Source organism: Bacteroides caecigallinarum, assembly GCF_016902295.1.
Classification (GTDB): Bacteria; Bacteroidota; Bacteroidia; order Bacteroidales; family Bacteroidaceae; genus Phocaeicola; species Phocaeicola caecigallinarum_A.
The window spans coordinates 26,805-36,826 of record NZ_JACJLQ010000034.1 but is presented as its reverse complement, the minus strand read 5'-3'; the positions used below and the strand labels follow the sequence as shown (position 1 = coordinate 36,826).

Here is a 10,022-nt window from a genome sequence, read left to right as displayed (position 1 = left end):
TACTAAGGACTCGCTTTTCTATTGTACAAACAGGGCACTGGCATCTGTAGGTACGAACTTATTTGTGAATTACTCATATGTATAAAATTAATTTTGAATAGTTACTTATTCTATAAGCATTATATTTGCATAATATGGTAGTGTTTAGGCAATAAATAATAAAATTTTATGACTCAGCATAATGCAATAAAACTTTTTGAATCAAAGAAAATCCGTACAGTTTGGGATGACAAGGAAGAAAAATGGTATTTCTCAATAGTAGATGTAGTTGCGGTTTTGACAGATAGTCCTAATCCTCGTAAATATTGGAGTGTTTTGAAAACGCGTCTGAAAAAAGAAGGAAATGAGTTGACTACAAATTGTAGTCAACTGAAGATGAAATCGGCTGATGGAAAAATGTATTTGACAGATGTGGCTGATACAAAGCAACTTCTTCGTCTTATTCAGTCTATTCCGTCACCCAAAGCTGAGCCCTTTAAACAGTGGATGGCACAAGTGGCTACAGATCGTTTAGAACAGATGCAAGATCCGGAACTTTCTATTAATCAGGCATTAATGGATTACAAGCGTATGGGATATTCGGATAATTGGATTAATCAACGTCTTAAATCGATAGAAATTCGTAAAGATCTTACTGATGAGTGGAAACGTCATGGATTGCAGGAGGGGATACAGTTTGCAACTTTAACTGATATCATTTATCAGACTTGGAGTGATATGACAGCAAAGGAGTATAAACGTTTTAAAGGTCTTAAAAAGGAAAATTTAAGAGATAATATGACCAATAAAGAACTGGTACTTAATATGTTGGCAGAACTTTCAACTAAAGAAATTTCTGAAAGTAAGAATCCGGAAACATTTCAGGAACATAAAAATATAGCTGCTGCTGGAGGTGAGATTGCGAGAAATGCTCGTATGGAATTGGAAGCTAAAACAGGTAAACTTGTAATCAGTCCACTTAATGCCAAGACAGGTATATCTACTAATTCATTGTTGGAAGATGGAGAAGATAAAAAGTAATTGAAAAAACGGTTTTGGGTTTGAACGATTTTTTTAATAGTGTATTTTATGTACCTTTGCATACAGAATTAAGTATTAACATCTAAACTATCTCTTATATGAAATATATTTCTCCCGGTTCATGGTTCTCGCTGGAATATCCGGCAGGATGGCATGAGTTTGAAGATACAGAAGACAGCTTCCTTTTTTATAATCCTGAAAAGTGGAACGGCAATTTCAGAATATCAGCTTTTAAAGGCGAGAATAAGAAATATGCCGACGAATGCATGGACTATGAATTGAAGAACAACCGTACTTCACGACTGGTGAAGGTGGGAGAGTGGTCGTGTGTCTATTCAACTGAGAATTTCCAGGAAAACGGAAACTGGTACACTTCGCATCTGTGGATTACAGGAAGGGGAGATATTTCCGTGGAATGTTCTTTCACTGTGGCTAAAGGAGAAAGCATGAAACCAGCAGAGAATATTATATCTACGTTGAAGGTGAGATGTGAGGGAGAGAAACCGTGGAAAGAGGTTATCCCGGTGCGTGTACTTGAAATCAATGCCATCAACGAGAGTTTCGACTGTGCTGTGATGACTATCAAGAAACAGCTTACAAAAGATTTTACTTCGTCGGAAGCAGATATTGCCAGCATTCAGAAGGTGATGGACAGCGGCAAGTTCAATAACAATCAGCGTCAGGCGTGGGAGTCTTTCGGGGTGGCTTTTGGTACTATACTCGTCAATGAGATGGACGGTATGGAGTGGGTGACTGTTATTGACGGACAGAAAGAGTATCCTGCACTGAAGTTTGCCGAAACTGATGTTATGGTGTATCCGCAGCAGTTGGTATGGAGTAGGGTTAAGAACGGTAAGTCATGTAGCCTGAAAGCCGAATTCGATAAAGTCAAGGCTGAGGTGGAAAAGGCGATAAATAATTAATAATTAATAATTAAAAATTAAAAATTAAGAATTGGTTGCGGTTTGCAGGAATTTATAAATTCACAAACTTACAAACTAATAAACTTAAAAACTAACATTCTTACATGACTCCATATTTACAGGTAGAAAATCTTACCAAATCCTTCGGCGATCTGGTCCTATTCAATTCAATATCTTTCGGAGTGGCCGAGGGACAGCGTATCGGTCTGATAGCTAAAAACGGTTCCGGAAAAACTACTTTGCTTAACATTCTTGCAGGAAAGGAAGGCTATGACGAAGGAAAGATTACTTTCCGTCGCGACCTCCGTGTGGGCTATCTTGAACAGAGCCCTCAGTATCCTGACGATATAACAGTGCTCGAGGCATGTTTCTATCATGGAACTCCTGTTGTACAGCTCATAAAGGAATATGAGAAATGTATGGAGACCGAAGGAAATCCCGGACTGGAGAACTTGCTGGCACGCATGGAGCACGAAAAGGCATGGGACTACGAAAGAAAAGCAAAACAGATACTCTCGCAGTTGAAAATCAGGGACTTCAATCAGAAAATAAAAGAACTCTCCGGAGGTCAGCTCAAGCGTGTGGCTCTTGCCAATGTGCTTATCACCGAGCCGGATCTGATTATACTTGATGAGCCAACCAACCATCTGGACCTTGATATGACAGAATGGCTGGAGGAATATCTCAAGCGCGGAACTCTGAGTCTGCTGATGGTGACTCACGACAGATACTTCCTCGACCGTGTATGCTCTGAAATAATCGAGATTGACAACAAGCAGGTTTATTCATATACAGGAAATTACAGTTACTATCTCCAGAAACGCCAGGAGAGGATTGATGCCGCCAATGCGGAAATAGCAAGGGCAAATAACCTCTACCGTACCGAGCTGGAATGGATGCGCCGTATGCCTCAGGCACGCGGACATAAGGCAAGATACAGGGAGGAAGCTTTCTATGAACTGGAGAAGGTAGCCAAAAGACGAATGAACGATTCGAACGTGAAGCTGGATGTGAAGGCTTCATACATCGGTTCGAAGATATTCGAGGCTGACCATCTCTATAAGAGTTTCGGCGACCTGAAGATTCTTGACGATTTCTCATACATCTTTGCGCGATATGAAAAGATGGGTATCGTGGGAAACAACGGTACAGGGAAGTCAACCTTCATAAAAATCCTCATGGGATTGCAACAGCCTGACAGCGGACGCCTGGACATAGGTGAGACTGTACGTTTCGGTTACTATTCGCAGGAAGGATTGCAGTTTGACGAGCAGATGAAGGTGATAGACGTGATAACTGATATTGCCGAGGTGATAGAGCTTGGTAACGGCAAGAGACTTACGGCATCGCAGTTCCTGCAGCATTTCCTTTTCACTCCGGAGACTCAGCACAGTTATGTATATAAGTTGAGTGGTGGCGAAAGACGACGCCTGTATCTCTGTACAGTACTGATGCGTAATCCTAACTTCCTTGTCCTGGACGAGCCTACAAACGACCTCGACATCGTGACATTGCAGGTGCTGGAGGAATATCTTCAGAACTTCAAGGGATGTGTTATTGTGGTAAGCCACGACCGCTACTTTATGGATAAGGTGGTAGATCATATCCTTGTGTTTAACGGTCAGGGTGATATCCGTGACTTCCCGGGTAATTATTCTGATTATCGCGACTGGAAACTTGCAAAGCAGGATCGCGAAAAGGAAGCTGCCAAACCAAAGGAGGAGAAGACACAGAAAGTACGCCTGAACGACAAGCGCCGCATGACCTTCAAGGAAAAGAAGGAGTTTGAACAGCTTGAAAAGGAAATAGCCGAACTGGAAGCCGAGAAGAAAGCTATAGAAGATGCTCTTTGCAGCGGTACACTGAGTGTGGACGAACTTACTGAAAAGTCGAAGCGTCTGCCGGTTCTTTCTGACGAGATTGACGAGAAGACCATGCGTTGGATGGAACTAAGCGAAATTGAGGGATAGGATATGGATTTTCGTAAGAGATTCCTTCAGCGTTTGAGTCAGGACGACATACACGAGATGTGTTTTCTCACTCAAGGACCGGACAATGACAGTCTGAAAGAAGAACTATATACCCTGATATCTGATGAGGATGTCAGGGTTTCGTATAATGCCTTGTGGGTGTTCGCCCATTTTGACTTGTCGAATAATAAATGGCTGTATGCAAAGCATGACGAACTGATTGATAAGGCTATAGCTGAAAAGCATGAGGGAAAGAGGCGTTTGCTTCTCACTCTTCTGTTGAGGCAGCCGTTTGAATGTGACACTTTGCGTACCGACTTTATTGATTTCTGTTTCGAGACTATACAATCGTCTCACGAATCGTGTTCTAATCGTGCTTTGTGTATGAAGCTGGCATACGAGCAGTGCAGATTCTTTCCTGAATTTCTGTCTGAATTAAGTAATTGTCTTGAAATAATATCTGCTGAGTCTTTATCTTCAGGACTGAAGACGGCCAGACGTAATGTGATGAAGAAGATATTGAAAGATGTACGTTTTGTGTAGGTAATGTTTTGTATTTCTTGCTCAGAAAACGATTATAAAAATTAATCCGCTTTATACATCTATCAAAGAAGTATATAGCGGATTAATTTTTTTATTGTTCTTTCAACTCCTTGTTTATACCGTCTATATAATCAAGTATCTCCTGTCTGCCGGTGCCGTTCTCAGATGAAGAAATGAAATGAGGAGGAAGTTCTTCCCACTGCTCTTTCAGCTTGTTCAGGTAGTTGTTTACGTTCTGTCTTGTCTTGCCTACAGTCTGTTTGTCGGCCTTTGTAAAGATTATTGCGAACGGAACACCGTTTTCGCCAAGCCATTCAATGAATTCAAGGTCGATTTTCTGAGGCTCATGACGGCTGTCGATCAGTACAAAAAGGCATGTGAGCTGCTCGCGCTCAAGAACGTAGTATTCTATGAGGTTCTTGATTTTTTCCATCATCTTCTTTCCTCTCAGGGCAAATCCATATCCTGGTAGGTCAACCAAGAACCATTCCTTGTTGATGAGGAAATGGTTGATAAGCAGAGTCTTACCCGGAGTAGATGAAGTCATGGCAAGCTTCGGCTTCTTGGTGAGCATATTGATGAGGCTGGATTTGCCTACGTTGGAACGTCCTATGAAAGCATATTCAGGTATATCAGACTTTGGACACATATCAGCTCTTGAGCTGCTTATTGTGAATTCTGCACTTTTTATTTCCATATATGTATGTGAGTTTTTGAGTTTTTTAGTTTATGAGTTTTAAGTTTTTGAGTTTGTTGAAAGTGTTCTGCAATGACACTAATATGCTTTCTTGTTTATACTTAACACTGCAAGCCCAAGGAATGTAAGCAGACCGTTGAACATCAGCATCTCGTAACCGAACTTATAGCCCGTGGCATTGAAAGTGAGTGTATCTATCATATAGCAGACCACAGGCGACAGAATGGCTATGTATGGAACAAACCTGTCGCGAGGCTTCAACTTCGTAAACAGTCCGAAACAGAACAGTCCGAGTAGTGGTCCGTAAGTGTACGAAGCAAGTATGTAGATAGTGTCAATAACGCTCTGACTGTCTATGGCCTCGAAAATCAATATACATGCCACAAATACAACGCTGATGCCCAAATGTGTGATTTTTCTTATCATGACAGCTTTCTTTTCGCTATACCTGTCTGTATTCAGGATATCAATACAGAAACTGGTTGTAAGGGCAGCGAGGGCGGAATCGGCGCTTGAAAATGCTGCCGCTATTATTCCAATGGTGAAGAATACCAATACCGCATAGCCGAAATGACCTCCAGCCGCAAACATAGGTAGCAGGTCGTCGCCTTTGGCCGGAATGCTTATATTCATCTGTGTGGCGGCAACCATTAGTAGTATTCCCAAGCAGAGAAAAAGGAAATTGACCGGCACGAATGATATTCCGTAACAGTACATATTCTTTTGTGCTTCTTTCAGGTTGCGGCAGGAGAGGTTCTTCTGCATCATGTCCTGGTCAAGTCCCGTCATTACTATGGTTATGAATATTCCGCTGAAGAACTGCTTGAAGAAGTTCTGCTTAGACTGCCAGTCATCGAATACGAATATACGGCTTTCGCTGCTGTTCTTTATGGTATCTATCACTCCGCCAAAGTTCAGGTCAAGTTTATCGGCAACATTGTATAATATCAGCCCTAAGGCGAGGAGAAGGCACAGTGTCTGCAGGCTGTCTGTCCAAACTATTGTGCGGATTCCGCTCTTGTGGGTATAGAGCCATATCAGCAGTACCGTGCCGATGGCTGTTACGGCAAAAGGTATGTTGTAGGCATCGAATACATAGTGCTGAAGGATGATGCATACAAGGTAAAGCCTGGCTGCCGCTCCCAACATCTTGGATACGAGGAAAAATGAGGCTCCTGTCTTATACGAATATCTTCCTATGCGTTGTCCCAGGTAGCTGTATATTGACGTAAGGTTTAGTTTGTAGTAAAGCGGTAGCAGGACGTGGGCTATGATAAGATAACCTACGAAAAATCCCATGCATGTCTGCATGTATGTCATGTCAATATTTTTCACCATTCCGGGTACAGAGACAAATGTCACTCCTGAAAGTGAAGCTCCTATCATGCCGAACGACACAATGTACCATGGCGACTGCCGGTTTCCGCGGAAGAAGGCATCGTTGTCCGAATGGCTGCGTGCTGTTATGCGCGAGATGATGAGCAGTATCCCGAAATAAACTAATATCGTGAGAAGTATAAATGTTCCGTTCATGTTATTATATTGGTTAAGGCGCAAAGATAATCAGATTTTTTGTATTTTTGCGGCTTGAAGTAAACTAACAAACTTAAGAACTTGATGAACCAACAATATCCGTCTGTATTACTGGAAAAAGCTGTTGACGAATTTTCGCGTTTGCCAGGAATAGGCAGGAAGACCGCTATGCGACTTGTCCTGCATCTTCTGCGTCAGGAGACCGAGGCTGTAGAGGCATTCGGCAATGCTATAGTAACGCTGAAACATGAGGTGAAATACTGTAAGTTGTGTCATAACATTTCGGATACAGATGTCTGCCGTATATGTTCCACACCGTCGCGCGATTCGTCAATAGTGTGTGTGGTGGAGAATATCCGCGACGTGATGGCTGTAGAGAACACACAGCAATTTAATGGATTGTATCATGTGCTGGGCGGTGTGATTTCCCCTATGGATGGTGTGGGACCGAACGATTTGCAGATAGACAGCCTTGTGGACCGTGTAAAGGCAGGTGGAGTGAAAGAGGTAATTCTTGCATTGAGCTCGACCATGGAAGGCGACAGTACCAACTTCTATATCTTCCGCAAGCTGAACGGTCTTGATGTGAAAGTGTCTGTCATTTCGCGAGGTATATCTATAGGCGACGAACTGCAATATACTGATGAAGTTACTTTGGGACGTTCCATAGTGAACAGAATTGAGTTTACGGGAAAAATATAATTAATAAAGAATAATGGAAAAGAAAATAGAAATATTGCTCAGACTGCTTAAAATAGAGTTTGCGGTAGCGTGGATAATAATAATCGGTTTGATAGCAGGATATGAGACTGGTATTCTGGAGGAAGGTGTGCTTGTCGGTAATGCCAGGGCAGAATATATAGCCCAGCTGACAGGAGTGTTGCTTGCTATATGTCTTATTCCTATGTCGCTCCGTATATTCAATCTGTCGCTGACAAAGTATATCAAGAATCTTGACATTGAGAATGCGTTGAAAAGTTACCGCAGATGGAGTGAAGTGAGAATCATACTTTTGCTCGTAGTGGCGGTTTTCAATATCTCTCTATATTATTGGACAATGGACACTACAGGACTTCTTTGTGGCGGAATGGCTGCGCTTGCCACAATGCTGTGTGTGCCCGGCAGGAAACGTATGCTTTCGGAACTTGACTTGCTGAAAACTGAAGAGGAGGAGTTATGACTGTCGATTTTATACTCCGTGCGCCGGAGCCGGAAGACTTGGATATAATGTTTTCCGTAGAGAACGATTCCCTGCTTTGGGAATGCAGTAGCGAGAACACCGGACCATATAGCCGTTATCAGATGAAGCAATATATAGCCGGAAATACTAATGATATATTTACCGACCGTCAGCTGAGAATGATGATTGTCCTTGCAGACGGACGTATAGCGGGTATAATTGATGTTTTTGATTTTGATGTCAGGAACAATAAGGCAGAGATTGGTATAGTGGTATTGCCTGAGTTTCGTGGCATGGGCATAGGCACGTCAGCAATCTCCCGAATGGAAAGACATTGTTTTGAATTCTTGGGAATAAACCAGTTGTATTCTTACGTAAGAGCCGATAACACGGCAGCACGTTCCGTTTTTGCTTCATGCGGATTTACGGAAACGGCTGTCCTTAAGTCATGGGTCAAACGCGGTAACACATATTTTGATGTATGTCTGTTTCAGAAGATTGCCGACCAGTGATAATGCTTAATTCATTGATGGTGTAGATGGAAACTTTGCCCATGTGCGATAAGGTTCTCCCATTACTTCAAGGCATGATTTCCACATTCCGTCAATTCCCTTTTCCATAATTATGTCTTTGTATGGATCGCTTATAATCCAAGAGTCCTCGTCTATTTCTTTTTGCAGTTGGCCTTTTTCCCAACATGCAAATCCCAAATAGAAGCGGACTCTTCCTTCTATAGGTTTTCCGTCTTTAATGTATTTAATCATCTGATCGAAATTCCCGTTTATAAACAATCCGCTTCTCAAAGGAATGGATTCGTCTATCTCTTTGATGTCATGAATAAAAGACAGATTGTACCTGTTTACAGGTCCACCCTTGTAAAGTGGAATCTTCGGCATGTCGTCCAGTTCATGAACAAGTTCGTTGAGTGACATGTTTACCTTGAACTCTTTATTAAGAACGATTCCAAGATTACCTTTTTCATCATTTTTTATCATCATAACAACAGAATGATTGAAATGATAGTCAATCAGCAGAGGAGACGCGATAATAACTCTTCCTGCTAAAGGCGTGAGTCTGTTTGATTTTACCTGGAATAAATCTTCGTACATGTGGCGTATTGTATTGGTTCAGTATAATCTTTATATTCAAAGTATTAATTCATAATCTATGACGTCGAGGCTTCTGTTGAATTTAGTACCGACTTTCTTGAAGTGTGATACCTGCTCGAAGCCTAATTTCCTGTGTAGGCTGAAGCTGTTTTCGTTTCCTTCGGTAATACATGCTATAAGTGTGGTAAAGCCTCTTTTCCGGCAAATGTCTATAAGCTTTTCCATCAGTTTTTGTCCTATGCCGCGGCCTGTATATTCCGGTGATACATAGACTGTAGTCTCAAGAGTACGGCTGTAAGCGTCTTTTTCTTTCCATGGATGTGCATAGCAGAAACCGGCAATTTTCCCATCTTCAGTTCTGTAAACGATATATGGATATGATGCGGAAAGCGTTTCAATGCGTTGTGCCATTTTCTCTGTTTGCCATTCTTCTGTGTCGAATGTGGCTACACTTTCGCGTATGTAGTAATTGTATATTGCGGCTATCTCGGCTGCATCTGATTTCGATACATTTGTAATCATATTTTCAAACGGTTCATTATATATTCCAAATATACAATAATTTTTCAATAAATCATTCTTTGTCTTCTTTATTATGAATATTATCCTTATATTTGCGTCCTTAATTTAAAATGAGTATAAATAGGATTATGACAAAAAACACTGGCGCATGGATTAGAATAATGGCCTCGCTATTTCTTACTGTGTTTGTGGTATATTATGCCATAATCTCTGCATACGCCCATGTACACGTGGTGAACGGCGTGATGGTAGTGCATTCGCATCCATTCTCAGACCAGCATTCGCATCCAGCCGGACAGACTTTGGTTCTTCATTTTCTTACGGATTTCCATTCGTTGGAAGCTTCGGAACCTTTGATTCTCGATACACCGTTTCAACCTGTATCTCTTATTGATTATACAGAACATGTTCCTACATGTCTGTTGCCGGAATTTGATTCCGGTATAGGTCTGCGCGCACCTCCTTATTCTTCATTTCTATTTGTATAGTAAGGCGCCATGTATGGTGTCCTGTCTTTTCGTGCCT

At 41.7% G+C, this 10,022-nt stretch carries 12 protein-coding genes; 8 read left to right on the top strand and 4 right to left on the bottom strand.

Features of this window, described 5'->3' with window-relative positions:
• The first annotated feature begins 168 nt into the window (after positions 1–168).
• The 4 genes from H6A27_RS11280 to H6A27_RS11265 all read left to right on the top strand — a co-directional run bounded on the left by H6A27_RS11280 (position 169) and on the right by H6A27_RS11265 (position 4,456).
• Positions 169–1,020, top strand: coding sequence for a BRO-N domain-containing protein (locus H6A27_RS11280; RefSeq protein WP_204508742.1), 852 nt, complete (start codon positions 169–171; stop codon positions 1,018–1,020).
• Positions 1,021–1,118: 98 nt separating this feature from the next.
• Positions 1,119–1,943, top strand: a complete 825-nt coding sequence (locus tag H6A27_RS11275; RefSeq protein WP_204508741.1) for a DUF3805 domain-containing protein — start codon at positions 1,119–1,121, stop codon at positions 1,941–1,943.
• Between the two features lie 104 nt (positions 1,944–2,047).
• Entirely contained in the window at positions 2,048–3,913 is a 1,866-nt protein-coding gene (gene abc-f, locus H6A27_RS11270; protein ID WP_204508740.1) for a ribosomal protection-like ABC-F family protein, read from the top strand.
• Positions 3,914–3,916: 3 nt separating this feature from the next.
• The gene (locus H6A27_RS11265; protein WP_204508739.1) at positions 3,917–4,456 is read left to right on the top strand and encodes a hypothetical protein; all 540 of its coding nucleotides are present in this window, start codon (positions 3,917–3,919) and stop codon (positions 4,454–4,456) included.
• Positions 4,457–4,547: 91 nt separating this feature from the next.
• Here H6A27_RS11265 and yihA read toward each other — a convergent pair whose 3' ends face one another.
• Together yihA and H6A27_RS11255 are read right to left on the bottom strand one after the other, a co-directional pair.
• Positions 4,548–5,153 carry a ribosome biogenesis GTP-binding protein YihA/YsxC gene (gene yihA, locus H6A27_RS11260; protein WP_204404650.1) on the bottom strand — a complete coding sequence of 202 codons (606 nt, stop codon included), beginning with the start codon at positions 5,151–5,153 and terminating at the stop codon, positions 4,548–4,550.
• 78 nt (positions 5,154–5,231) lie between these two features.
• Positions 5,232–6,686, bottom strand: a complete 1,455-nt coding sequence (locus H6A27_RS11255) for a sodium:solute symporter (RefSeq protein ID WP_204508738.1) — start codon at positions 6,684–6,686, stop codon at positions 5,232–5,234.
• An 84-nt stretch (positions 6,687–6,770) separates the two neighbouring features.
• On the opposite strand from H6A27_RS11255, the gene recR reads away from it, so the two are divergent.
• From recR to H6A27_RS11240, 3 genes are read left to right on the top strand one after another with little or no spacing between them, the layout of a single operon-like run.
• On the top strand, positions 6,771–7,388 hold the full coding sequence (gene recR / locus H6A27_RS11250) for a recombination mediator RecR (RefSeq protein WP_204508737.1): 618 nt from the start codon (positions 6,771–6,773) through the stop codon (positions 7,386–7,388).
• 13 nt (positions 7,389–7,401) lie between these two features.
• Positions 7,402–7,866, top strand: a complete 465-nt coding sequence (locus tag H6A27_RS11245) for a hypothetical protein (protein WP_204404644.1) — start codon at positions 7,402–7,404, stop codon at positions 7,864–7,866.
• Positions 7,863–8,378 (top strand): GNAT family N-acetyltransferase, encoded by a 516-nt coding sequence (locus H6A27_RS11240; protein ID WP_204508736.1) that lies wholly within the window; start codon positions 7,863–7,865, stop codon positions 8,376–8,378. The genes H6A27_RS11245 and H6A27_RS11240 overlap by 4 nt, the downstream gene beginning before the upstream one ends.
• Before the next feature lie 6 nt (positions 8,379–8,384).
• On the opposite strand, the gene H6A27_RS11235 is transcribed toward H6A27_RS11240, so the two are convergent.
• Both H6A27_RS11235 and H6A27_RS11230 read right to left on the bottom strand, forming a co-directional pair.
• Complete coding sequence (locus H6A27_RS11235) at positions 8,385–8,975, bottom strand: YqgE/AlgH family protein (RefSeq protein ID WP_204508735.1); 591 nt, start codon at positions 8,973–8,975, stop codon at positions 8,385–8,387.
• Positions 8,976–9,011: 36 nt separating this feature from the next.
• A complete protein-coding gene (locus H6A27_RS11230; RefSeq protein ID WP_204508734.1) occupies positions 9,012–9,497 on the bottom strand; it encodes a GNAT family N-acetyltransferase in 486 nt (161 codons plus the stop codon).
• A 128-nt stretch (positions 9,498–9,625) separates the two neighbouring features.
• On the opposite strand from H6A27_RS11230, the gene H6A27_RS11225 reads away from it, so the two are divergent.
• Positions 9,626–9,985, top strand: coding sequence for a hypothetical protein (locus H6A27_RS11225; protein ID WP_204508733.1), 360 nt, complete (start codon positions 9,626–9,628; stop codon positions 9,983–9,985).
• The last annotated feature ends 37 nt before the right edge of the window (positions 9,986–10,022 follow it).